Raw genomic sequence first — 21,944 nt, 5'->3', positions numbered from 1 at the left:
TCCAGAGTGGCCGACGCCCGGCGGGCACGCTCGGCGACGCCGCCTCCACCTGCTGTTGCGGCACGTGGGCGGCCGGGGGAGAAATGGAACCCAGTGGCAGGAGCTTCCCGTGCCGGCCGTTCCACGCCGGCCGCCTGCGAAACGGAGCCTCGATGAGTTCCCAACCGCCCCCGTCCGGCCCGCCGAGCGAGCCGCCCTACGGCCCCCCGTCCGGCCCGCCGTCCGGCCCGCTGGCCGGCCGCCCCTCCGGCGGCGGCGCGGCCGGACCGCCGTCCGTCCCGCCGCCGCCCTCCGGGCCGCCCGGACCGGGCGGCCCCCCTTCGGGAGGCTCCGGCCGCGAACCGCGCACCCCTTGGTGGCGCTCCGGACGGGGCATCGCGCTGGCCGCCGGCACGCTGGCGGTGGCCGTGGCCGCCACCGTGCTGATCGTCAACAACCAGAGCAGCCACAACAACCAGGCGACGCCCGGCCCCAACGAGGTCGCGCTGGCCGCGGCCTCCGACCCCGGACCGGACGCGTTCACCCCTTCGGTGGAAACCCAGGGCGTCAGCGCGCCGGCCCCCGCGACCACCCAGGCGCAGCAGCCCGCACAGACCAGCAAGGGCGGGGCCACGAGCGCCAGCGCGACCGCCATCCACAGCGTGCAGGGCACCTCCGCCGGGGTGTACGCCGGGACGATGTCCAAGCCCAGCTGTGACACCGAACGGCTGATCACGATGGTCTCCGCCGGGGACAAGGGCCGCGCCTGGGCGTCCGCCGCGGGCATCAGCCAGGGCGACATCCCGTCCTACCTGCGCTCGCTGACCTCGGCCTACCTGCGGGTGGACACCCGGGTGACCAACCACAACTACAAGAGCGGCGCGGTCGTCGAGTACCAGTCCGCACTCCAGGCCGGCACCGCCGTGCTGGTGGACGCCCAGGGCGTGCCCCGGGTGCGCTGCGCCTGCGGCAACCCGCTGAACGCGCCGAAGCTGGAGACCAACGCCAAGTACGTCGGGAAGCCCTGGCCCGGCTTCCACCCGACCACGGTGATCATCGTGGTGGCGGCGCCGCAGCCGGTCTCCGAGCTCATCCTGGTCAACGTCGAGACGGCCGGCTGGTTCGCCCGGCTCACCGGGCAGATCAAGGTGGTCGACAAGGCGACCGAACCGCCCAAGGGGCCGCTGGCGCCCGGCGTTCCGCCGCCGTCGAAGATGCCGCCGTCCACGTCGTCGCCGACGACCACGACCTCGGGCACCACGTCCGGGGCCACCACCTCCGGTGCGACCACGTCCGGTGCGACCACGTCCGGTGCGACGACTTCGGGTTCGACGACCTCCGGGTCCACCACGTCCGGGTCCACGACCTCGGGCTCGACGACGACCTCCGGCTCGCCGTCCGAGACCACGACGAGCTCGGCCCCGTCGTCGACGTCCGCGAGCGCCAGCAAGACGACCATCACCAAGTCGCCGGCCGCCACGACCACCATCCCGAAGACACCCACCGCGACGCCGACCTGCGCCACCGGCTCGCCGCCCAGCCCGACGACCCTGACGCCGTGCCCCACGGCGACCACCTCGGCGACCTGACGGACCCCCGTTCCCGCCGCTCACCCCCGCTGCCACCGGCCCCGACGGCCGGTGGCAGCGGCACGTCCCGTGGGGTCCGTCAGGTCGCTCCCGTGGGCGTCGGCTTGGCGACCTCCAGCCGGTAGTCCACGGCCGTGGCGAAGTCGCCGGACTCGCCGTGGAAGCTCAGCACGTGGCTGCCGGGCGTGAGCGGGTCCAGCCGCACCCAGAGCCCGCAGGACCAGGTGTTGATGCTGTCCTGGCGTCCGGTGAACGGGTTGCCCTCACCCGTGTACATCCGGATCGGGGTCGAGGGCAGCGGCTCGGGGGTCAGCTGCTTGCCGTCCAGCACCGCGCCGCCCTTGGCCGTGTCCATGAAGTCCAGGCACTGGGACGACGTGCCGAACACGTTCACCAGCGGGAACACCACCGGGACCCCGATCGGCACGGTGCAGGAACGCTTGGCCGGACCGCCGGTCGTCCCCGCGAGGAACCAGATCCCGTCCTTCTGCCCCTCCCCGCACAGGTGGCCGTCCTGGTCCAGCACCGGACTGCGGTTCTCCGCGGCCGCCGCGGCCCAGCTCCACCACTGCGACTGGAGCTCCGCCGAGGTCAGGGCGTGCACCGCGACCGTCGGGCTCGGCTCGGGCGACTCGTCGTCCGCCGAGGGCGAGGCGGCCACCGCACCGCGCGCCGCACCGGGGGTGCGCGACGGAGCCGGCCCGGGAGAGCTCGTACAGGCCACCGTCAGGGCGAGGGCGCCGACGCACAGCACGGCCAGTCGTCTCAGCTTCATGATCGGGAGTGTACGGGGAGACGGAACGGGGCCCGACGGAATTTCCGGGCGGCCGAAACCACCCGCGGGCGGGGCGATGAGCAGGCGGTTCACCCCCACCGAAGCCACCCCGCCCGCTGCCGTCCGCGCAGGCGCCAGCGGACCCAACTCCGTTCCCCCTCCGCTCAGTCGACGCAGGGGATGCCGCCCGCCTTCACCGCCGGGCCCTGCATGGGGAGGTCGGGGGTCGGGTCGGCGGTGGGGGGTGGGGCGCCGGGCGTGGGGCTGGGGCCGGGGGTGCGGGTGGGGGCGAGGGTGACGAGGATGTGGCCGGGGGCGACGCCGGCGCCGGGGGTGGCGGTGACGCCGTAGCGGGTGGCGAGTTGTTGGGCGTCGGCCTTGGCGCCGGTGCCGTAGCCGACGGTGGTGGTACGGGGTTTGCCGGGGGCGTCGCCGATCTTGCCGGGTTGGTACCCGAGGTCGGTGAGGGCCTTGGACTCGGCGGCGGCCGCGCCCGCGCCGGCCGTGGCGTTGACGTCCACGACGGCCTTGGCCGCGGTGGGCGAGGCGGTGGGGCCGGGGGTCGGGGTCGCAGCAGGGGCGGCGGAGTCGCCCGGGTCGCCGGTCGCGCCGGGCACCGCGGCCGGGGCCGGGGCCGGTTCGTGGTTGAAGAGCTGCCGGACGATCTTCTTGATCAGCTCCGGGTTGACGGTGTTGACCTCCTGCCCCCCGACGTTCTTGAACCCGCTGATCGGCAGCGTGTTGAACTCCACGTTCCCGCCGGTGAGGTTGGGCGCCTGCTGGGCGAAGTCGAGGATGTTCCACTGGTTGTCGATGACGACGTCCTTCTTCACCACCCCGAAGAGCTTCTGCATCTGGCCGAAGTCGTTGAGGATGCCCTGCTGTTTGAGCTTGTACTCGACGGAGGAGATGAACGCCTGCTGCCGGTGGGTGCGGTCGAGGTCCCCGTTGGTGAGGTGGTGGCGCTGGCGGACGAAGGAGAGCGCCTGGGCGGCGTCGAGGGAGCTGATGCCGGCGGGGAGTTTGAGGCCGGTGCCGCCGCCCTCGTGGGTCGCGGTGCGGGCGGTGATCGGATCGTCGACCGGGTGGTTGAGGCAGACCTGGATCGGCTCGACGGCCTTGGCGATGTCGTAGAAGCCGATCAGGTTGACCTCGGCGAAGTGGTCGATCGGAACGTTCAGCAGGCTCTGCACGGTCTGGATGGTGGCCGAGCGCCCGGCCTCGCGGCTCTGCCGTTCCAGGTCCGCCTTGGAGAGCCCCTTGCCGGCGAGCTTCTGTTCGGCGGCCTCCTTGGCGATCCCGTAGGCCTCCTTGATCTTGTGCATCTTGCCGTCGGCGCCGACGGTCTGCACGTAGTCGTCACGCGGGACGGACAGCGCGCTGACCTTGCCGCCGTTGGCCGGGATGTGCAGGACGATCAGGGCGTTGGTGTTGTACCCGCCGATCTCGCTGGAGCCGGCGTGCAGTTCGTCCTCGACGAACTGCTTGGGCAGGTCGTTGCCGTCCATGTCCTTGCGGCTGTCGAGGCCGATGAGCAGCAGGTTGACCGACTTGTCGAGGTGCGGCGGGGCGTTCCGCCGGGCCTCGTCGAGCGCGTCGGACTTGGTGATGCCGTCGTCGAGGCTGCGGTACTCGTACCAGGTGAAGCCACTGGCCCCGAGGACGGCGACCGACACGACGCAGGCCAGGCCGCGCCCGGCGACGGCGAGCGGGGCGGTGCCGCGCGGGGCCGCGTTCCGGCGCGGGGTGCGGGCCCGGGGGCGGCGGGTGCGTTCAGCCACGACGACTCCTTCGCTCGGGCCGGTCGGCACGGCCGTCCGGCGGCCGGCGCCGGTCGAGCGCGGCCCGGACGCCGACGACCAGCAGTGCGGCCGTCACCGCCGTCGCCATCACCGGGAACGCTCCGACCACCCACCGGATGGCGCCGGTGCCGAGCTGTTTGCCCTGGTACGCGTCGTGGTGCCAGAGGTATTCGATGCCGGAGGCCGCTCCCAGCACCACGACCGGCGCGGCGGTGACGACCCACCAGCGGCCGCGCCGGCTGCACAGCCATGCCGCGAGGCCCGTCCCGAGGACCGCACCGATCGCGAACAGGCCGCCGACGCCGGGGCCGCCGAGTTCGTCCGCGACGCCGCCGAGGACGGGCAGGCCGAGTGCGGCGAGCAGGACGGGCGGGCTGCCACCGTGCCGCCGGGCCTGCGGCCGCCGCCGGGCGGTCCCGGCCCGCTGGGCGGCGCGCGCGGCGGGGCGTCCGACAGCGGCCGTCGTGTCCGCCGCCTCCGCCACCCCGTCCGCCGCCGCCTCCGCCACTCGCGAGCGCTGCGCGGGGACGGCGGCGTCGTCGGTGCGCGGTCCCGCCTCCTGGTACGGCGTTCTCGCCCGCTGCCCGGCCATGCGCACTTCCCTCGGTCGATTCGGCTGCCGCGACGTGATCCCGTCCTGGCGACAGTGCCCAATTTCTACACTTCTGTAGAGAATAGGAAGCATCACCCCATTCCAGCAAAGTCATCGGCTCACCATCAGGAACGCGCCAGAGGAGCGGAGCGTCACCATGTTGGAGAGGCCGAAGAGCCTCACGGACAGGGTCACCGGAAGCCGGCCGAGTAGCCTGCACCGGAGCACGATCATCAGTACGAGGATCGAACGCCGTCACGGGCGGACGGGGAGGGGTCGCAGCGGTGAGCGAGGAGCAGAAGGGGCCGCGTTGGGGGCGCTGGCTGGCGGCCCTGGTCGTGGTCGCGGTCGTCGGGGGTCTGGCGCGCGGCGGCGGTGATTCGGGCGCGGCGCCCTCCGCCGCCTCCCCCACCGCGGCGGCCTCCCCGTCCGCCCCCTCCCCCGCCGGCACCGCCGCGCCGTCGACGGGGTCACCGTCGAGCGCCGCGCCGTCGAACCCGTCCGGGCGGTACGACCCGGCCGACTACGCCGCGCCGGTCCGCCGGTACGCCGCCGAGGCGGGGGTCAACCCGCAGCTGCTGATGGCGATCCTCTACAACGAGTCGTACAAGCCGCACGACCCCGAGCTCGAACGGGCCTGGCAGCGCAGCAAGCCCGACGCCTCCTTCGGCATCGCCAACATGCACCGTGCCGCCTTCGACGACACCAAGCCGGGCCGCCCGTTCGCCGCCCGCCAGTGGGAGGAGCTGCCGGACGACCGCAACCTGGCCGTCCAGGCCGCCGCCTGGCACCTGCACGACCTCGCCGCACAGCTCCCGGCGCACCCCTCGGCGCCGCTGAACCAGGACGAGCTGCTGGCCCTCGGCTACAACGCCGGGGCGGGCAACATGCTGGCGTTCGCCCGCGGGGTCAGGATCGGCCCGCAGGCGCAGTCCTACCTCGACCGGCTGCACGACAACTGGGCCAAGTCCGGCACCGCGGTGCAGTAGTCGCGCGTTCGCCGGTCAGTCGTCAACTGTCGGACGACGCGAGCACGCCGGCCCCGCAGCCGGGTCGGTCACCACCCGAGGAAGTCGGTCACCGCCCCAGGAGTCGGCGGAGCCAGCGGGTGCGGGCGTCCCGGGCGTCCTGGCTGAGGACCGCGCCCGGGGCGAGGGTGTCGAAGCCGTGGCAGGCGCCCGGCCAGACGTGCAGTTCGGCCGCGCCGCCGGCCCGCCAGAGCGCGTCGGCGTAGGCCACCACCTCGTCGCGGAAGGTCTCGGCCGAGCCGACCTCGAGGTAGGCCGGGGGCAGCCTGGCGAGGTCCGTCGCCCGGGCGGGGGCCGCGTAGGGCGGCAGGTCGGCGGCGCCGTACCGGTCGCCCAGCAGGGCCTGCCAGGCGGTGGCGTTGGAGGTCCGGTCCCAGGTGTCGCGGCCGGCCATCTGGTGGCCGGAGAAGGTGTCGTTGCGGTCGTCGAGCATCGGGCTGAGCAGCAGCTGGCCGATCGGCGCCGGCCCGCCGCGGTCGCGGGTCAGCAGGGCGAGGGCCGCGGCGAGGCCGCCCCCGGCGCTCTTCCCGCCGAGCACGATGCGGTCCGCGTCGACGTCCAACTCGGCGGCGTGCCCGGCCGCCCAGGCCAGCCCGGCGTAGCAGTCCTCCAGCGGACCCGGGTACCGGGTGCCCGGCGCCAGCCGGTACTCGACGGAGACCACGGCGAGCTTCAGCGGCAGGGCCCACTCGCGCAGCACCCGGGGCAGGACGGACCAGGCGTTGCCCATGATCATCCCGCCGCCGTGCAGGTAGTACAGCAGCGGCAGCGGCCCGGCGACCCCGGCCGGCCGCGCGCTCACCAGCCGGACGTCCCGCCCGTCGGGGCCCGTCGCCCACAGCTCCGTCACGTCGAACCGGCCGTCGGCCCGCAGCTCGTCGAGCGTGGGCCTCGGCCGGGCCTCGGCGTCCCGCCGTTGCAGGGCCGCCAGGCCCTCCGGCGTGACCGGCTCCCGCGCCGCCGGCCCGAGGGCCGCGAGGGCGGCCCGCAGCTCCGGGTCCAACGCCGGCGCGGGCCGGGCCGCCGCCTCGCGGCCCTCCCCCACCGGCATTCCCTCGGCACTCATCAGCGCCCCCCTCTCGAACGGACGGTCCGCACCGACGCGGCACGGCCGGGGCCCGCGCGCCCCGGACACGCGGGCCCCGGCCGGGACGGTCAGGCGGAGGCGAGGCGGGCGGCCCACTTCTCACGCCAGGCGAGGGCGTCGGCGACGCCCTCGGCGATGCTGCGCTGCGCCTTCCAGTCGAGCAGCTCGCGGGCGGTGTCGCAGACCGCGTAGCAGCCGATCACGTCGCCGGGTCGGGGGCCGGCCTCGCGGACGTCGAGCTTGGCGCCGACGGCCTGCTCGAAGGCGGTGACCAGCTCGCGGACGGTGGTGCCGTCGCCGGTGCCGACGTTGACGACCCGGTAGCGGTCGGCGGCGTCCGGGGCGACCACCTGGTCGAAGCGGACGAGCGCGGCGGCGTGCGCCTCCGCGAGGTCCTGGACGTGGATGTAGTCGCGGATGCCGGAGCCGTCCCGGGTGTCCCAGTCGACGCCGGTGATGGTGAACGGGGTGCCGTCGGTGTAGGCCTCGATCAGCTTGCCCAGGGCGTGCGTGGGGTTGAGGTCCTGAAGGCCCGTGCGCAGCTGCGGGTCGGCGCCGATCGGGTTGAAGTACCGCAGCGAGACGACGCGCAGCCCCTCGGAGCCCTCGCCCCGGGTCCAGTCCTGGAGCACCTGCTCCATCATCTGCTTGGTCCGCGCGTACGGGCTGCCGGCGTCGACCTGGCAGGTCTCGTCGACCCGGGCGTCGGGGGTGGCGGCGTAGATGGAGGCGGAGCTGCTGAACACGACGCGGGTGCAGCCGTTGCGCTGGAGGCTCTCCAGCAGCTCGACGGTCTTGCCGACGTTCTCCCGGTAGTAGTACAGCGGCTTGGCCACCGACTCGGGGACGACGATCTTCGCGGCGCAGTGCAGGGTGGCGTCGATGTCGGGGTGCTCGGCGAAGATCCGGTCGATCAGGGCGCCGTCGACGATGTCGCCCTGGTAGAAGACGCGGCCCTCGACGAACTCGGCCCGGCCCTTCGACAGGTCGTCGAGGATGACCGGGGTGATGCCCTGGTCGAGCAGCGTGGAGGCCACCGTGCTGCCGATGAATCCCGCGCCGCCGGTGATCAGGACCTTCTTCATGCGCGGACACTCCCTCGCGGTCGTCCGGGCGTCCCGTGATGCCCGGTGATCCCTTGGACGGCGGTTCGGGCCCGATGGTTCCCGCCCGGGTGCGACCGGGTGGCCCGGGCCCGGTTCCGTACGGCCGGGCCCGGCGGGTCAGGGGCGGGAGCGGCGGCGGAGCCAGAAGCCGGTGGCCACCAGCAGGACGGCCGCGACGGCGGTGCCGATGGCGGCCCAGGTGGCGGCGTCGGAGGTGGTCTCGTGGGCGACCGGGGCCCCGGTGGCAGCGGCCACCGCCGCGGTCGAAGCCTTCGCGGTCGGCGCGGCGGTCGCGGTGGTGGTGGCAGTCGCCGTGCCCGGAGCGGACGTGGTGGACGTGGTCGGCGCGGTGGGCAGCGCCGGGCCGATCGGCGCCGGGGTGGGGGTGGCGACCGGCAGCGTGGGGTCGTTGATCACCGCCGCGTCCACGTCGAATTCGCCCTCCCCGTGCCCGAGCGAGGGGAACGCGCAGTCGACGACGATCTTCCAGTGCCCGGCCGGCAGGATCTCGACGGTGGTGTACGTCCCCGGCTTGCCCGGGACGGCGACCAGCCGCCAGGGGCCGACCGCCCGCCCGTCCGCCGAGGTCGCGGAGAGCGTGCCGGCGAACCCCTCGGTGACCGGGTCGTGGTCGTTCTCCCAGGTGGCGACGGTGCTGACGTGGCCGTTCTGCTGGCCGGCGAGGTCCAGGTGGACGGTGTCGCCGTGCGCGGCGGCCGGTATGGCGGTCGACAGGACGGCCGCCGTGGCGAGGGCGACGGCGGCGGCGAGGGGACGGGTTCGCATGGCGGGCATACCTCGTGGGGGTGGGGAGCGGGAGCCGGTGGCACCGGGTGCGACCGCCACCGGGTGGTGGCGGCCGCACCCCGGTGCCCCGGGGGTGTCAGGAGGTCTTCAGCAGCGACCAGTTCTGGTACGACTGGCCGTTCGGCTGCTGGAGCTCCAACAGCCAACCACCGTAGTACCAGCGGTTGGAGACCCCGAGCACCAGCGCGCTCCCGTTCGCGGTGAGGGTGTACCCGCCACCGGAGGCGTTGAGCTGCCACTTCTGCGCGGCCGCGTCGGAGCAGGGCTGCTGCGCGACGTACTGACCGGCCACCGGGGTGCCGCCCAGTTGCAGGCACTTGTCGGAGCGCACGGACTTGATCCGCACGGCGCCGTTGCCGGCGTCCTCGAAGACCCACTTCTGGTTGGCGTAACCGGTGCGCTGGTAGGCGATGGCGACGGTGCCGTCGTTCATCGAGCTGCCCCACAGGTCGGCGGCCTGGCCGGTCAGGCCGTTGACCATGGTGTAGTGGGTGCCGGGCTGCGGGCGGCCCGCGTCGGCGACGGTGTGGAAGGTGACGGCGCGGCCGGGCTTGGAGACCGCGCCGGCGGCGTCACGGACGGCGACGGCCACGGTGTACGAGGTGCCCGGCGCCAGCCGGACCAGGCCGACCACGGTCGCCCGGACGGTGCCGATGGCCTGGCCGTTCAGCAGGACGTCGTAACCGGCCGCGGACGGGACGGCGGTCCAGCTCAGCATGGCCGAGTTCTGGGTGATCTGACTGACCGTCATGTCAGGCCCGGTGGTGCCGGACGTCGAGGTCGGCGTCGGGGTCGGGGTCGGCGAGGTGGAGCCGGTCGGCGTGGGGGTGGAGCTGCCGGTCGGCGTCGGGGTCGGCGACGGGGTGTGGGTGGGCGAGGCGGAGCCGGTCGGCGTCGGCGAGGAGGTGGACGTCGGCGTGGACGTCGGGGTCGGCGTGCCGGTGGGGGTGCGCGTCGCGGTCGGCGTGGGGGTCGGGTTCGGGCCGGTGCCGTTGCCCGCGATCAGGAACCGGTTGTTGGCGACGTTCCAGTGCGTGGCGAGGTAACTCCCGGCGGCCGGCGAGGTGTTGTAGTAGTCGTCGTGGTTGCAGTCGAGCCGGTCGTCGTGCGCGCGGTCCGGGCAGACGGTGCGCATCTGCGGGTAGTTCGGGGCGTCCGAGTAGCACATGATGTCCCACTCGTCGACGCAGTGGCCGGCCTTGCTGGAGTTGGGCGCGCTGTTGTTCACCGCGCCGAGGTTGTGGCCCAGTTCGTGCGCGGCGGTGGAGCCGCTCCAGCAGCCGGAGTCGGTACGGCCGTACGAGGGGCCGAAGTTGCTGAGGTTGTCCTGGCTGGGCCGCTCGTCACCGGCGAAGGTGCCGATGCCGCAGTACACCTTGGCGTCGGTGAACATCATGTACTTGCGGTCCTTGCGGTTGAACCCCTGCGCGGCGAGCGCGCGGTTGCTCGCGTTGAAGTCGCCGATCTCGGAGTCGGAGATCTGCACGTTCAGGACCGAGGCGGAGCAGTCGGGTTCGGTGACGAAGCGGACGTGCCGGACGCCGCCGGTCTCCTGGGCGCTGGCGTTGTAGATGACGTCGACGTCCGCCGCCCACTTCTTGAAGGAGGCGAGGTACTGGGCGTACCGGTCGTTGCCCGGGCTGTGCACGTACACCACCTGGACGCGGTTGCCGCTGCTGCCGTCACCCTCGCAGACCAGCGCGGACCCGGCGGGCGCGGCCGCGTTCTGCTGCGGTGCGTCGCCCTGCGGGGCGGCGGCGGTGCCGGAGTCGCTGAGCAGCGCCTTCTGGGTGGCGTCGAGGACGGGCGCGCCGTTCTTCACCAGATCGGCGGCGGCGGGCGGTTGGGCGTTTCCAGTGGGGGTGAGCGGCGGCGCCTGGGCGGCCGGAGCGGCTACCGGTGCGACGTCCTTCTTGATGTCCACGCCCTTCGGCGGCGCGTCCGGACCGTGGCTGCACTGGGTGGCGTCCCCGGCGACCTCCAGGGTGCCGGCGCAGCGGTCGTTGTTGGGCAGGCTCAGTCCTGCGTAGACCAGACCCTTGTCGGGCTGGTCCTTGGGTATCTCCTTCAGCGGGGTGGCCTTCTGATCCCGCTTCGGGGCGGGTGCCTTGGTGGCGCCCTCGGCCGTGCCGGTCTCGCCCGGCCCGCCGCCGTCGTCGTCGGTGATCACACCGGCCGTCACCGCCGCCGCGCGGTCGGCCGATCCACCGGCGACCGTGACGCTGCTGCGGCCGGCCGGCTCCAGCGCGGTCTGGATACCGAGCGTGCCGGCGACCAGTCCGGCCGCCACCGCCACGGCGACCAGGGCGCCCTTGCGGGTGAACCGCCGGCGCCTGCGCCGCCGCAGCTCCGTGCTTCGGTGTCCCATCGCGTTCCTTTCCTCGTGCGACGGCCCGGGCGCCCTGTGGTGAGGGGGGCTCAGGCCTTCCGACACTCCGGAGAGCGGATGGGATGGCTGGGAATAACAGAAACCTCTTGCGAAAATGTTTGAACTCTCGCGGGAGGGTGCGCGGAGGCGCCGCGCGCGCGGACGGGTAGCGGCCGAACGAAATCGACGTCGGGAGCCGGGCGAACGGGACGGCGGCGGACCGGGGGTCGCGGCGGACGGACACACGCCGGACGGAACCCGGGCAGCACGGCGCCGGGGAGCGCATTCGGGGGGTGTGCGCTCCCCGGCAGGGGGTGGTGTCGGCCCACCCGGCCGGAGCGTCCGGGGGCGTGGGCTCCGGCTACCGTGACGGGAATGCTAGACCTGCCGGGCGGCCGTGACCAGAGCTCTGACCAGCCGATTTCCCGCCCCGGACATGCCAGCGGACCAGCACGCCGACCGTCCGTCAGACCGCCGTGTCGCTCCGCCGGGCCACCGTCGCCCGGTCAGGTCGCCGCCGCCCCGTCAGGCGGCGGCCAGCGCCCCCGTCGGCTCCGGCCGGACGCGGCAGTCGCCGTGCAGCCGGGCCAGTGAGGCGGCCAGCCCGGCCGGGTCCCCGGCCAGCCAGAGCCGCAGCGCGGCCGAGAGCGCGACGCTGGCCGGCCCGGTCGACGGCCCGCCGGTGCGCGCGATCCGCTCACCGAGCAGCGGCAGCAGGTCCGCGACGGGCGCGGGCAGCCACACCGTCAGGGCACAGGGCGCGGGCCTGGCCAGGACGCGTTGCAGCCGCAGGGCGGTGGCGGCGTCGTGCAGTGCGGGGATGACGTCCAGCAGCCCGTCGACCGCCACGTCCGAGACGTCGCCGCCGTGCCCGCGCGCCAGCTCACGCAGCAGTGCGCGCTCGGCGGCGGTGATCCGGACGGTCAGCATGACCTCGTCACAGTCCATGGTGCCGGTCCCCCTGTCGTGAGGTGGTGGTCGAAAGTCATCGAGCTCGTCGAAGCTGTCGAACTCGTCGAACTCGTCGAACTCGTCGAACTCGTGGAAGTCGTGGAGCTTTTGGGTCAGCCGTGTGCCGGTGGGATTCCTGCCCCGAATGCGCCCTCCGCCACCGGCGTTATCAAGCCGTAGTGGCCGTCGTAGCGGCGGTACAGCACCCGGCCGCGTCCGTCGACCGGATCGGCGTGGAAGACGAACGGGGCGCCGGTGAGCCAGAGTCGACGGGCCGCCTCGTCGAGGCCGAGACGGCCCACGGCCTGCGGCTCCGTACGGATCGGCAGGTGGGCATCCGGCCCGGGGTCGGACTCCCCCACCCCCGTGCCCGCCCGGAGCAGGACCGGCGCGCCGTCCGGCAGGCTGCGGTGGACCAGGGAGTCCCGGCCGGTCCGGGTGTCCGAGAACAGCTGGAACCGCCGGTCGAGGGCGAGCATCTCGCGCGCCGCCTCCGCGGGGGTGCGACGGGCCAGGACCACCGCCTTGCGACGGGCGATCCGTCGTTCGGCGAGCGGGCGGGCGGCGAACTGCGGCCGCCAGGCGCTCTCGTGCACGGCGGCGAAGCCGATGTCCCCCTGCTCGGACAGTCGGACCGCCCGCCCGACCAGGGTGCCGAGAGCGAGGTCGACGGACTCCTGGGCGGTGCCGGTGGCGAGCTGCACCCGGACCGGGCCGAGGTCGGCGAGGGCGAGATCGGCCTGCGCGAGCACGGGCCGGGTCACCGACCGGTCGCGCACCCGGGTCAGCCGGATCCGCAGCACCCCGGCCCCGAGCTCGCCGACCCCGAGCTCGCCCGCCCCGGCCACCGCCGGGTCCCCCGCCACCGAGCCCGCCAGCGCGGCCGCCGTGTCCAGCGCGCGGGCCCGGGCGTACTCGGTGTCCTCGCGCGGCAGCTGACCACGGATCTCCACCCGGACGTCGAGGGCGGGCCGGGGGCGCAGACGGGTCATCAGGATCCTCCTTCTCCTGCACCATGCTGGACCTCGCACGTCTGCTCGGCGAGGGTCCAAAGACCCTGCTCGCCGGGCCCGTCGGCCGCCCCCGGCGAGCGGCGTCCGCGCAGGTCAGCGCAGGGTTGCGGGCCCGGCGACCGGACCCGCGCGGTGGTCCCGGGCCGCTGGCCCGTTGGAGTGATCCACCCGCGTTCGGCGCAACGCCCGTCGAACCGGCGCGTTTCCTATGGCGTGCGCCCTCCACCCCGGGCGTGCGCGGAAGTCCGCGCGGGTCGAGCCCCGCCGCCCGGCCGGCCGTCGGCGTCCCCCGGCACCGCCGCGACCGGCCCTCCGACCCCAGGAACTGTCGATGAGAGGTACTGTCATGCCCCTGACGATCGAGACGCGGAAACGGGCCGTCCCCCCGAGAACCGCACCACCGACCGCACCGGGAACCACACCACCAACCGCGCCGCGGGCCGCTCGACCGGCCGTCCCCCCGCTCGCCCCCGGCGCGCTCCCCGGCCTCGGGCACGCCGCGGCCCTGCTGCGCGACCCACTCGGCTTCCTCGGCTCCCTCCCCCGCCACGGCGGGGTCGTCCGCATCCGTCTCGGCCCGCGCACGGTCTGCGTGGTCACCGACGCCGCGCTGGTCCACACCCTGCTCGTCGCGCTCGCCCACGACTGCCCGCGCGGCGCCGTCCAGGACACCCTCAAGACCGCCTTCGGGGACGGCCTGCTGATGTCCGAGGGCCAGGCCCACCGGGACCGCCGGCGGATCCTCCAGCCCGCGTTCGGGCCGGAGCGGATGGCCGAGTACCTGGCCGTCATGCACCGGGTCGTCGAGGAGCGCGCCGGGCGCTGGCAGTCCGGACAGGTCCTCGACGTGGCGAAGGAGATGAACCACCTCGCGCTGGAGATCGTCACCCGGTCGCTGTTCGACGCCCGGCTCGGCGAAGGCGCCACCCTCGCCTTCCACCGGGCGCTGCCCGACCTGGTGAAGGGCCAGATCGTCCAGTCGCTCTACCCGCACCCGGCGCTGGCCCGGCTGCCGCTGCCCGTCAACCGGCGCTTCGACGCCGCCGTGCGGGTGCTCAACCAGGTCGTCGACCAGGCCGTCAACGGGCGGGCCCCGCTCCACCGGAGCGCGTCCCGGCGCGGTGACACCCTGCCGGCTCTGCTGCGCGCCGCCGTCGACCCGGCCACCGGCCGTCCGCTCACCGAGGCCGACGTCCGCTCCGAGGCGATCACCATGTTCGGCGCCGGCACCGAGACCGTCTCCACCACCCTCACCTGGCTGCTCGACGAACTCCTGCGCCACCCGGAGGTCGAGGCCCGGATGCTCGCCGAACTCGACGAGCACCTGCCGGCCGGCACCGTCCCCACCCCCGAGGCGCTGGCGAAGCTCGGCTACACCCGCAGCGTCACCCAGGAGGTGGTGCGCCTGCACGCGCCCAACGCCTTCCTGATGCGCACCGCCCAGGTGCCGGTCGAGCTCGGCCCGTACCGGATCCCGGCCGGCACCGAGCTGCTGTACAGCCTCACCGCCCTGCACCGCGACCCGGCCCGCTACCCGGACCCGCTGCGGTTCCGGCCCGAGCGCTGGCAGGGCGGCGCGGGGAGCGGGCGGCCGGGCTTCCTGCCGTTCGGGGCGGGCAAGCACAAGTGCATCGGGGAGGCCTTCGCCTGGGCCGAGCTCACCGTCGCGGCCGCCGCGATCCTGCGGCGCTGGCAGCCGACGGCCGTCCCAGGCGCGCGGGCCCGCGAGGTGGTGTGGACCACGGTGCAGGCACAGGGGCTGCGCGTACGGCTGGCCCCGCGGGCACCCCGGGAGCAGCGGCACCCGCAACGCCCACCGCGGTCGGCCGGCGACCCGACCGGGCCCGGGCGGTGTCCGATCACTCCCCCTGCCCCTGCCCCTGCCCCCGCCGTCACCGGCACCGACACCGACACCGACAGGAGCAGCAGCACCGGCCGGAGCACCGGCGCCGTGCTGCCCAAGCAGCCCCAACCACCCCAACCGCCGCGCCGGCCCGCCGAACTGCGCGCCGCCACCACCCGGCACGCCGCGTGGGCGGTCGGCCGCGGCCTGCTCACCCCGGCCGAACTGCCCCGCTACCAGGCGTACGGGCTGCCCGAGTTGATCGGCCTCGCCTACCCCCGGACCGGGGGCGCCGACCTCGACCTGCTGGTGGACATGCTGGGCTGGTTCACCATCCTCGACGACCGCTTCGACGGCCCGCCCGGGCGCCGTCCCGCCGAGGCCCGTGCCATCGTCGACCCGCTGATCGACGTCCTCCACGGCCGGGCCACCACCCCGGCCCCCGACCACGAGGACGCCTCCGAGTGCGCCTCCGGGGACGACCGGCTGCTCGACGCCTGGCGGGAGCTCTGGCAGCGGCAGAGCGCCGCGATGTCCCCGGCCTGGCGCGCCCGCGCCGCCCGCGAATGGCAGGCCTGCCTGGCGACCTTCCCCGCCGAGGCCGGCCACCGGGCCCGCGGCACCGTCCCCCGGCTCGGCCTCGCCGAGACCTTGCGGCTGCGCCGGGACGGCAGCTGCCTCTACCCCTTCATGAACATACTGGAACGGGTCCACGGCGCCGACGCCTCCGCCGCCCTGCACGCCGAGCCCGCACTGCGCCGGCTGCGCGCCCACACCGCCGACGCCGCCACGCTGATCAACGACCTCTACTCGCTGGACCGCGAGGAGCGGCAGAGCGCGGCCGCCTTCAACACCGTGCTCACCCTGCAAAGGGTCCGCGGCTGCTCCCGCGGCCGCGCGGTCGGCGCGGTCCGCGCCCGGATCGACCGGCTGCGACAGGAGAGCGAGCGCCTGCGCGGCGAGCTGCTGCGCCGCCACCCGGCCGGGCGCTGGTACCTCGACGGCACCCGCGAGCTGGTGGAGGGCGCCCAGGCCTGGACCAGCACCAGCGACCGCTACCTGGTGGTGGAAGGGGGTGTCCCACTCCCCTGACCCGCTCCTCGTGACCGACCCGCTACTTGCGGCCGCCCTGCTACTTGCGGCCCCCGAGCGCGAACAGCAGCAGCACGAAACCGGCGAACAGGTGCGTGGCGAAGATGTAGACGCCCGCGCGGATCAGCATGGCCTTGCGCCTGCGCTTCTCCTCGCTCGTGCCGTCGCCGGTGCTGTCGCTCATGGCAGGGGTTCTCCTCGGGTAGGGCGGCCCGGCGGGCCGGGGCTCAGCGGGACGCCTGGCCGCCGGGCGCGCGCAGCTCGGTGAGCAGCGCGCCCTGGTCGGTGATCAGCTCGGTGAGGATCCGCCGCGCGGCGCGCAGCAGATCGGCCACGTCCGGGGTGCTGAGCGCGTACACCACGGTGTTGCCCTCGCGGGTGGCCGTGACCAGCTGGGTGCGGCGCAGCACCGCGAGCTGCTGGGAGAGGTTGGACGGCTCGACCTCGATCTCCGCCAGCAGCTCGCGCACCGGCCGGGGGCCGTCCTGGAGCAGCTCCAGCACCCGGATCCGGACCGGGTGGCCGAGGGTGCGGAAGAACTCCGCCTTCGCCTGGTACAGCGGGACCGGCATCGTCCGCTCTCTCTCCCTCGGGTACGGCTTCGGTGGGCGCCGGCCGTCCGTACACGGTACGGCCGGCCAGCATCATCGCGACAGATGAAGATTTCTTCAAGTTGTCACAGTGTACGGGACCCACCGCAGCCGCCCTCACCGCGTCGGGAGCGAACGCGCAGGGCCGAGCCCGGGAGGCTGCCAACTCCCGGGCTCAGCAGTCGCGGTGACGACTCGTCAGCAGACTACAGGGACGTCGACGGTCACCGGGGCCGGAAGCCGCCAAATCGCCTCGACACCGAAGCTGGCGTGCACGGTCGAACCGCACGGCACCGTGCCGGCGACACCGTCGATCCGCAGGGTGCTCCCGGTGAACACGGCCCGCCCCTGCGAGGTGCCGAGCGAGGCGCCACCGACGACGTCACCGGAGAGCGTGGTCAGCACCTCCACGTGCGGCGGCCACGGGGTGCCCGGGGACGGCGGACCGGCCAGGCCGATCTGCCCGTACAGCACGACGCTGTCACCGGTGACATCGGCACAGACCTTGGTCGACAGGCCGGCCTGGAGGCCGCTGGAGCCGCAGGTCGTGGTGGTGGCGGCAGTAGTGGTCGTGGCGGCAGCGGCAGCGGTGGGCGCCGCGAACAGGGCGACGGCGCCGGCCGCGCCCGCCGCGAACTGGGCGAGACGGTTCATGGTCTCCTCCTCGGAGGGTGGGAAACGATCTGGACAGGTGAGATGCGGTGCCACATGTGACATTTCACATGTGGCACGACGAGACTTTGCCATGCGATTCCCAAGCCATGACCGGAGATCGACCTTCGAAGCTTCGACCAGACCGAAATCCAACCGCCAATGGCGCAATCCCACCGCGTCGTAAACCACTGGCTGATCGCGGCATCCCGGGGGGAGGCTGGGTCCCATGACGACAATCCTGATCACCGGGGCCAACAAGGGCCTCGGCCATGAGACCGCCCGCCGGCTGATCGCCGCGGGCCACACCGTCTACCTGGGAGCGCGCAGCATCGAGCGGGGCACGGCGGCCGCGGCCGGGCTCGGCGCCCGGTTCGTGCAACTCGACGTCACCGACGACGGGTCGGTCGCCGCCGCGGTGGCCGCCGTCGAGGCCGACGGCGGTCTGGACGTCCTGGTCAACAACGCCGGGATCGAGGTGCGGTCACCGGAGGGCGGGATCATCGGCGCCGCGGAGCTGACCGCCGACGTGCTGCGGGAGGTGTTCGAGACCAACGTCTTCGGCCTGGTCCGGGTGACCCACGCCTTCCTGCCGCTGCTGGAACGCTCCGCCGCTCCGGCCGTGGTCAACGTCAGCAGCGGCCTGGCCTCGCTCGCCCGGGCCGGCGAGGGGTACCCGGGGGTCGCCTACCCGGCCTCCAAGACCGCGGTCAACATGCTCACCGTGCAGTTCGCCAAGGCGTTCCCGCGGATGCGGATCAACGCTGTGGAGCCCGGCTACACCGCGACGGACCTCAACCGGCACCAGGGCGCACAGACCGTCGAGCAGGGCGCCGAGATCATCGTCCGGATGGCTCAGCTGGGGCCGGACGGCCCGACCGGAGGCTACTTCGACGCGGCGGGGCCGCTGCCCTGGTAGCCCCGCAGCCGGGACGCGTCCGCTCGGCTCCGCCGGAGCTCAACTCCCCAGGGAGGCGCGCAGGGCGGTGATCCGGGCGAGGACGGCGGCGAAGGCGGTACGGTCGAGGCGGCCGGAGTCCAGGGCGGTGGCGAGGGCGGTGGTGGCGGCTTCGGCCTGCTGCGGGTCGCGGGCGGAGCAGAGCAGGAGGTCCATGCCGGCCTCGGCGGCGGCGAGGGCGCGGGCGCCGGTGTCGCCGTAGGGGGTGAGGGCGCCGGCTTCGAGGGCGTCGGTGACGGTGACGCCGCGGAAGCCGAGGCGCTCGCGGAGTTCGCCCTGGACGACGGTGGGCGAGAGGCCGGCCGGCCGGTCCGGGTCGAGGGCCGGGTAGACCGCCCAGGAGGTCATGACCAGGCGCACGCCCGCCGCGATGGCGGCGCGGTACGGCTCCTCGCCGCGGTCGCGCAGCCGGTCGAGCGGGACGGGCAGGACGACCGGCCGCTCGTCGGTGTTCTCCTCGCGGGCCGCGGAGCCGAGCCCGGGGAAGTGCTTCGCCGTGGCGGCGACCCCCAGGCCCTGCTGCGCGGCGAGGAAGGCGCTGCCCAACTCGCCGACGCGCGAAGGGTCCTGGCCGTAGGAGCGTTCGGCGTGGTCGATGAAGTCGTCCGGGCTGTCGTAGACGTCCAGCACCGGGGCGAGGTTCACGTTGAGGCCGGCGGCCCGGAGGGTGCCGGCCGCGCCGGTGCCGGAGCGGGCGGCGGCGCCGAGCGGGTCGGGTGCGGCGCCGGTGCGGCGGGCGGAGAGTTCGGGCGCCCCGGGGAGCCGGCGGACCTTGCCGCCCTCCTGGTCGGTCATCAGCAGCAGCGGCTCCGGTACCGGGGACTCCGCCGCCGCCTGCCGCAAGGCTCCGACCGCCTGGGCGAGTTGGGCGGGCCCGGTGACGTTCTCGCCGAACAGGATGACCCCGGCCGCCCGCCCCTCCCGGATCGTCCGCAGCACCTCCGGCGGCGGGGTCGGTCCGGCGTAGGAGAGCACGATCCGGCGTCCGGCGAGTCGGCGTGACTCCGGGCTGGGCATGGCGGCGGTCCTCTCTTCTGCGGTCCGGTCGGCAGCGGTCCGGGCAGCGGCGGTCCGGTCGGCGGGGGCGCTGCGCCGCGCGTGGGCCGTCCCGGCCGGGACGGGTCCGAGGACGGCCGCCAGGACCGTCAGCACCGCGCCGAACTGGGCGGCGCGCCGGAGCGGGGGCATGGCGTCTCCTGGTGCGGCGGCGGAAGCGGGGGTCGAAGCGGAAGCAGAGGTGCGGTCCCGTACGGTCCGTCAGCGTACCGAAGCCGCCCCGCCGGAGGACGTCCCACGCACCGGCGGGTCAGCCGGATTCCCGCACCAGCCGCCCGAGGACGGCGATGCCCTCGGCGATCTCGCCGGGCGCGCCCGCCGCGTAGCCGAGCACCAGCCCGGGCGGGTAGGGCAGCCGGGCGTGCCAGGACAGCGGGTGCACCTTGACGCCCCGGGCGAGGGCGGCGGTGGCGAGTTCGGTGTCGGCGCACGGCAGGTCGGGCGGCAGGGTGAGCATCAGGTGGAGGCCGGCGGCGGCGCCGTGCACGGTGGCGCCGGGCAGGTGGGTGCGGATGGCCTCGATCATCGCGTCCCGGCGGCGGCGGTGCCGACGGCGCAACAGCCGTAGGTGGCGCTCCAGTTCGCCGGATTCCATCAGCCGGGCCAGCACCAGCTGCGGCAGCGCCGGGTTGCCGAGGTCGGCGAAGCGTTTCGCATCGAGCACGGCCGCGTGCAGGCGCGGCGGCACGAGCAGCCAGCCGGTGCGCAGGGCGGGGGCGAGCAGTTTGGAGACGCTGCCCGCGTAGCAGACCTGCTCCGGCAGGACGGCGCGCAGGGCGGGCACCGGCGGTCGGTCGTAGCGGTGCTCGGCGTCGTAGTCGTCCTCGATGACCAGCCCGCCGTCCGCCGCCCAGCGCAGCAGTTCGCGCCGTCGTTCGCCGCCGAGGACCACGCCGGTCGGGAACTGGTGGGCGGGGGTGAGCAGGACGGCCGGGGCCCCGGTGGCGCGCAGCGCGTCGACCCGGATGCCGTCGGCGTCGACCGGGACGGGCGGGGTGGCGGCGAGCCAGTGGGCGAGGTGCTGGCGGGCGCCGAGCGAGCCCGGGTCCTCGACGGCGACCTCGGTGATGCCCGCGCGTTCGAACGCCCGGCCGAGCAGGGTGAGGGCCTGGGCGGTGCCGGCGACGATCAGCACCTCGTCGGGGTCGGCGCGGATGCCCCGGTTCCGGGCCAGCCAGTGCACGACGGCCCGGCGCAGGGCGGGGGTGCCGCGGAGGTCGCCGTAGCCGAGGTCCTGGGCGGAGAGGCCGTCGAGGACGGCGCGTTCGGCGCGCAGCCAGGCGGCGCGGGGGAAGGCGGCGAGGTCGGGCACACCGGGAGTGAGGTCGATCCGGGCGGGGGCGGCGCGCAGCGCCTCGAACACCTCGGGGTCCGGGTCGTCCCGGAACAACGCGGGGCCGGAACTCACGGGTCCGGAATGCGTGGGCCCGGAACGCCTGGGCGGCACCGTCACCGGCGGTTCCGGTACCGGCCGAAGTGCGGCGGCGACCACGACGGTGCCGCCCCTGCCTCGGCCGGCGACCTGGCCCTCCTCGGCGAGCCGGCGGTAGGCGTCCGTCACCACCCCTCGGGAGACGCCGAGGTCGGCGGCCAGCACCCGGGTGGCGGGCAGTCGGCTGCCCGCCGGGAGGCGGCCGTCGGCGACGGCCTCGCGCAGCCGCCGGGCGAGCCAGTCGGTGAGACCACCGGGCGGGGCGTCGGCGGTGTCGAGCTGGAGGAAGTCGGTCGAGCGGTCGGAGGTTTTGGACCTGTCGAAGGCGGCACCTTTGGACCTGTTCACCGGGCCATTGTGACGCGAGGGTGGGGCCATGACCACGGAGATCACACCCCTTGACGACAACGGTTACGTGCACGGCTACTCGGAGACCGAGGCGCAGCGGCTCGGCGACCAGGCGGACACCCTCGCGCAGTTGCTGCACGCGGGGACGGCGTACCCGGCGGGCAGCCGGGTACTGGAGGCGGGCTGCGGGGTGGGCGCGCAGACCGTGCACCTGCTGGCCGCCAGTCCGGGCGTGCTGCTGACGGCGGCGGACATCTCGGCGGAGTCACTGGCCCAGGCCCGGGCCCGGGTGGCGGCGCAGACGCCCACCGCCCGGGTGGCCTGGCACCACGGCGACCTGCACCAACTGCCGTTCCCGGAGGGCTCGTTCGACCACATCTTCCTCTGCTTCGTGCTGGAGCACCTGGCCGATCCGGCGGCCGGACTGGCCGCGCTGCGGCGGGTGCTGCGGCCGGGCGGCACGATCACGGTGATCGAGGGCGACCACGGTTCGGCCCTCTTCCACCCGGAGAGCCCGGCGGCCCGCGCCACCATCGACCACCTGGTCCGGCTCCAGTCCGCGGCGGGCGGCGACGGCCTGCTGGGGCGCCGGCTGTACCCGCTGCTGTCCGGGGCCGGGTTCCGGGAGGTGACGGTCCGTCCGCGCACGATGTACGCGGACGGCGGCCGCCCGGCCCTGGTGGAGGGCTTCACGCTGCGGACCTTCGTCGCCATGGTCGAGGCGGTCCGCGCGGACGCGCTGGCGGCCGGGCTGAGCACGCCGGCGGAGTTCGACCGCGGCATCGCCGAGCTGCGGCGCGCGGCCGAACCGGGCGGAACCTTCCACTACACCTTCTTCAAGGCGGTGGCGGTCAACCCCTAGCGCCGGCGGCCACTG

19 protein-coding genes are annotated in these 21,944 nt (G+C 74.6%); 5 read left to right on the top strand and 14 right to left on the bottom strand.

The window, feature by feature from the left end:
- Nucleotides 1-152: 152 nt before the first annotated feature.
- Nucleotides 153-1,568, top strand: coding sequence for a DUF6777 domain-containing protein (locus tag ABTY15_RS26785; RefSeq protein ID WP_350600543.1), 1,416 nt, complete (start codon nt 153-155; stop codon nt 1,566-1,568).
- Between the two features lie 79 nt (nt 1,569-1,647).
- Here ABTY15_RS26785 and ABTY15_RS26780 read toward each other — a convergent pair whose 3' ends face one another.
- The 3 genes from ABTY15_RS26780 to ABTY15_RS26770 form a co-directional block, all read right to left on the bottom strand.
- On the bottom strand, nt 1,648-2,343 hold the full coding sequence (locus ABTY15_RS26780) for a signal protein (protein WP_350600540.1): 696 nt from the start codon (nt 2,341-2,343) through the stop codon (nt 1,648-1,650).
- 164 nt (nt 2,344-2,507) lie between these two features.
- Nucleotides 2,508-4,124 carry an LCP family protein gene (locus tag ABTY15_RS26775; RefSeq protein ID WP_350600537.1) on the bottom strand — a complete coding sequence of 539 codons (1,617 nt, stop codon included), beginning with the start codon at nt 4,122-4,124 and terminating at the stop codon, nt 2,508-2,510.
- On the bottom strand, nt 4,117-4,737 hold the full coding sequence (locus tag ABTY15_RS26770; protein WP_350600535.1) for a DUF6542 domain-containing protein: 621 nt from the start codon (nt 4,735-4,737) through the stop codon (nt 4,117-4,119). Before ABTY15_RS26770 ends, ABTY15_RS26775 begins: the two co-directional genes overlap by 8 nt.
- Before the next feature lie 284 nt (nt 4,738-5,021).
- Between ABTY15_RS26770 and ABTY15_RS26765 the strand changes: the two genes are divergently transcribed.
- Complete coding sequence (locus ABTY15_RS26765) at nt 5,022-5,726, top strand: lytic transglycosylase domain-containing protein (RefSeq protein ID WP_502893595.1); 705 nt, start codon at nt 5,022-5,024, stop codon at nt 5,724-5,726.
- An 88-nt stretch (nt 5,727-5,814) separates the two neighbouring features.
- On the opposite strand, the gene ABTY15_RS26760 is transcribed toward ABTY15_RS26765, so the two are convergent.
- The 6 genes from ABTY15_RS26760 to ABTY15_RS26735 all read right to left on the bottom strand — a co-directional run bounded on the left by ABTY15_RS26760 (nt 5,815) and on the right by ABTY15_RS26735 (nt 13,076).
- On the bottom strand, nt 5,815-6,831 hold the full coding sequence (locus ABTY15_RS26760) for an alpha/beta hydrolase (RefSeq protein ID WP_350600533.1): 1,017 nt from the start codon (nt 6,829-6,831) through the stop codon (nt 5,815-5,817).
- An 89-nt stretch (nt 6,832-6,920) separates the two neighbouring features.
- Nucleotides 6,921-7,937: a UDP-glucose 4-epimerase GalE gene (gene galE / locus ABTY15_RS26755; protein WP_350600530.1), complete on the bottom strand. Its 1,017-nt coding sequence runs from the start codon at nt 7,935-7,937 to the stop codon at nt 6,921-6,923.
- Between the two features lie 138 nt (nt 7,938-8,075).
- Complete coding sequence (locus ABTY15_RS26750) at nt 8,076-8,744, bottom strand: hypothetical protein (RefSeq protein WP_350600527.1); 669 nt, start codon at nt 8,742-8,744, stop codon at nt 8,076-8,078.
- Nucleotides 8,745-8,841: 97 nt separating this feature from the next.
- The gene (locus ABTY15_RS26745) at nt 8,842-11,133 is read right to left on the bottom strand and encodes an RICIN domain-containing protein (protein WP_350600526.1); all 2,292 of its coding nucleotides are present in this window, start codon (nt 11,131-11,133) and stop codon (nt 8,842-8,844) included.
- A 525-nt stretch (nt 11,134-11,658) separates the two neighbouring features.
- The gene (locus ABTY15_RS26740) at nt 11,659-12,081 is read right to left on the bottom strand and encodes a hypothetical protein (RefSeq protein WP_350600523.1); all 423 of its coding nucleotides are present in this window, start codon (nt 12,079-12,081) and stop codon (nt 11,659-11,661) included.
- A gap of 116 nt (nt 12,082-12,197) precedes the next feature.
- Nucleotides 12,198-13,076 (bottom strand): sigma 54 modulation/S30EA ribosomal C-terminal domain-containing protein, encoded by an 879-nt coding sequence (locus tag ABTY15_RS26735; protein ID WP_350600520.1) that lies wholly within the window; start codon nt 13,074-13,076, stop codon nt 12,198-12,200.
- A 367-nt stretch (nt 13,077-13,443) separates the two neighbouring features.
- Between ABTY15_RS26735 and ABTY15_RS26730 the strand changes: the two genes are divergently transcribed.
- Nucleotides 13,444-16,032, top strand: a complete 2,589-nt coding sequence (locus ABTY15_RS26730; protein ID WP_350600517.1) for a cytochrome P450 — start codon at nt 13,444-13,446, stop codon at nt 16,030-16,032.
- Nucleotides 16,033-16,072: 40 nt separating this feature from the next.
- On the opposite strand, the gene ABTY15_RS26725 is transcribed toward ABTY15_RS26730, so the two are convergent.
- The 3 genes from ABTY15_RS26725 to ABTY15_RS26715 all read right to left on the bottom strand — a co-directional run bounded on the left by ABTY15_RS26725 (nt 16,073) and on the right by ABTY15_RS26715 (nt 17,276).
- Nucleotides 16,073-16,216, bottom strand: coding sequence for a DUF6126 family protein (locus ABTY15_RS26725; RefSeq protein WP_350600514.1), 144 nt, complete (start codon nt 16,214-16,216; stop codon nt 16,073-16,075).
- A 43-nt stretch (nt 16,217-16,259) separates the two neighbouring features.
- On the bottom strand, nt 16,260-16,604 hold the full coding sequence (locus tag ABTY15_RS26720; RefSeq protein WP_350600511.1) for an ArsR/SmtB family transcription factor: 345 nt from the start codon (nt 16,602-16,604) through the stop codon (nt 16,260-16,262).
- 216 nt (nt 16,605-16,820) lie between these two features.
- Nucleotides 16,821-17,276, bottom strand: coding sequence for a hypothetical protein (locus ABTY15_RS26715; RefSeq protein WP_350600508.1), 456 nt, complete (start codon nt 17,274-17,276; stop codon nt 16,821-16,823).
- 226 nt (nt 17,277-17,502) lie between these two features.
- Here ABTY15_RS26715 and ABTY15_RS26710 point away from each other — a divergent pair, with 226 nt between their 5' ends.
- Nucleotides 17,503-18,192 carry an SDR family NAD(P)-dependent oxidoreductase gene (locus ABTY15_RS26710; RefSeq protein ID WP_350600506.1) on the top strand — a complete coding sequence of 230 codons (690 nt, stop codon included), beginning with the start codon at nt 17,503-17,505 and terminating at the stop codon, nt 18,190-18,192.
- A 39-nt stretch (nt 18,193-18,231) separates the two neighbouring features.
- Here the strand turns inward: ABTY15_RS26710 and ABTY15_RS26705 are convergent, their stop codons facing one another.
- Together ABTY15_RS26705 and pdxR are read right to left on the bottom strand one after the other, a co-directional pair.
- Nucleotides 18,232-19,419, bottom strand: coding sequence for a glycoside hydrolase family 3 N-terminal domain-containing protein (locus ABTY15_RS26705; protein WP_350600501.1), 1,188 nt, complete (start codon nt 19,417-19,419; stop codon nt 18,232-18,234).
- Between the two features lie 118 nt (nt 19,420-19,537).
- A complete protein-coding gene (gene pdxR, locus ABTY15_RS26700) occupies nt 19,538-21,067 on the bottom strand; it encodes a MocR-like pyridoxine biosynthesis transcription factor PdxR (protein ID WP_350600498.1) in 1,530 nt (509 codons plus the stop codon).
- A 28-nt stretch (nt 21,068-21,095) separates the two neighbouring features.
- On the opposite strand from pdxR, the gene ABTY15_RS26695 reads away from it, so the two are divergent.
- Entirely contained in the window at nt 21,096-21,929 is an 834-nt protein-coding gene (locus tag ABTY15_RS26695) for a methyltransferase domain-containing protein (protein ID WP_350600495.1), read from the top strand.
- The last annotated feature ends 15 nt before the right edge of the window (nt 21,930-21,944 follow it).

The sequence above is a fragment of the Kitasatospora sp. NPDC097643 genome, assembly GCF_040302625.1.
In the GTDB taxonomy this organism is placed as follows: domain Bacteria; phylum Actinomycetota; class Actinomycetes; order Streptomycetales; family Streptomycetaceae; genus Kitasatospora.
Note: the sequence above shows the minus strand (reverse complement) of the source record. Positions and strands in the feature narration are given on the sequence as shown.

Bases quoted from the DNA above. Each gene is read 5' to 3' on its own strand.
- ABTY15_RS26785 (WP_350600543.1), top strand. From the start codon at position 153: ATGAGTTCCCAACCGCCCCCGTCCGGCCCGCCGAGCGAGCCGCCCTAC.
- ABTY15_RS26780 (WP_350600540.1), bottom strand. From the start codon at position 2,343: ATGAAGCTGAGACGACTGGCCGTGCTGTGCGTCGGCGCCCTCGCCCTG.
- ABTY15_RS26770 (WP_350600535.1), bottom strand. From the start codon at position 4,737: ATGGCCGGGCAGCGGGCGAGAACGCCGTACCAGGAGGCGGGACCGCGC.
- ABTY15_RS26760 (WP_350600533.1), bottom strand. From the start codon at position 6,831: ATGAGTGCCGAGGGAATGCCGGTGGGGGAGGGCCGCGAGGCGGCGGCC.
- galE (WP_350600530.1), bottom strand. From the start codon at position 7,937: ATGAAGAAGGTCCTGATCACCGGCGGCGCGGGATTCATCGGCAGCACG.
- ABTY15_RS26750 (WP_350600527.1), bottom strand. From the start codon at position 8,744: ATGCGAACCCGTCCCCTCGCCGCCGCCGTCGCCCTCGCCACGGCGGCC.
- ABTY15_RS26745 (WP_350600526.1), bottom strand. From the start codon at position 11,133: ATGGGACACCGAAGCACGGAGCTGCGGCGGCGCAGGCGCCGGCGGTTC.
- ABTY15_RS26740 (WP_350600523.1), bottom strand. From the start codon at position 12,081: ATGGACTGTGACGAGGTCATGCTGACCGTCCGGATCACCGCCGCCGAG.
- ABTY15_RS26735 (WP_350600520.1), bottom strand. From the start codon at position 13,076: ATGACCCGTCTGCGCCCCCGGCCCGCCCTCGACGTCCGGGTGGAGATC.
- ABTY15_RS26730 (WP_350600517.1), top strand. From the start codon at position 13,444: ATGCCCCTGACGATCGAGACGCGGAAACGGGCCGTCCCCCCGAGAACC.
- ABTY15_RS26725 (WP_350600514.1), bottom strand. From the start codon at position 16,216: ATGAGCGACAGCACCGGCGACGGCACGAGCGAGGAGAAGCGCAGGCGC.
- ABTY15_RS26720 (WP_350600511.1), bottom strand. From the start codon at position 16,604: ATGCCGGTCCCGCTGTACCAGGCGAAGGCGGAGTTCTTCCGCACCCTC.
- ABTY15_RS26715 (WP_350600508.1), bottom strand. From the start codon at position 17,276: ATGAACCGTCTCGCCCAGTTCGCGGCGGGCGCGGCCGGCGCCGTCGCC.
- ABTY15_RS26710 (WP_350600506.1), top strand. From the start codon at position 17,503: ATGACGACAATCCTGATCACCGGGGCCAACAAGGGCCTCGGCCATGAG.
- ABTY15_RS26705 (WP_350600501.1), bottom strand. From the start codon at position 19,419: ATGCCCCCGCTCCGGCGCGCCGCCCAGTTCGGCGCGGTGCTGACGGTC.
- ABTY15_RS26695 (WP_350600495.1), top strand. From the start codon at position 21,096: ATGACCACGGAGATCACACCCCTTGACGACAACGGTTACGTGCACGGC.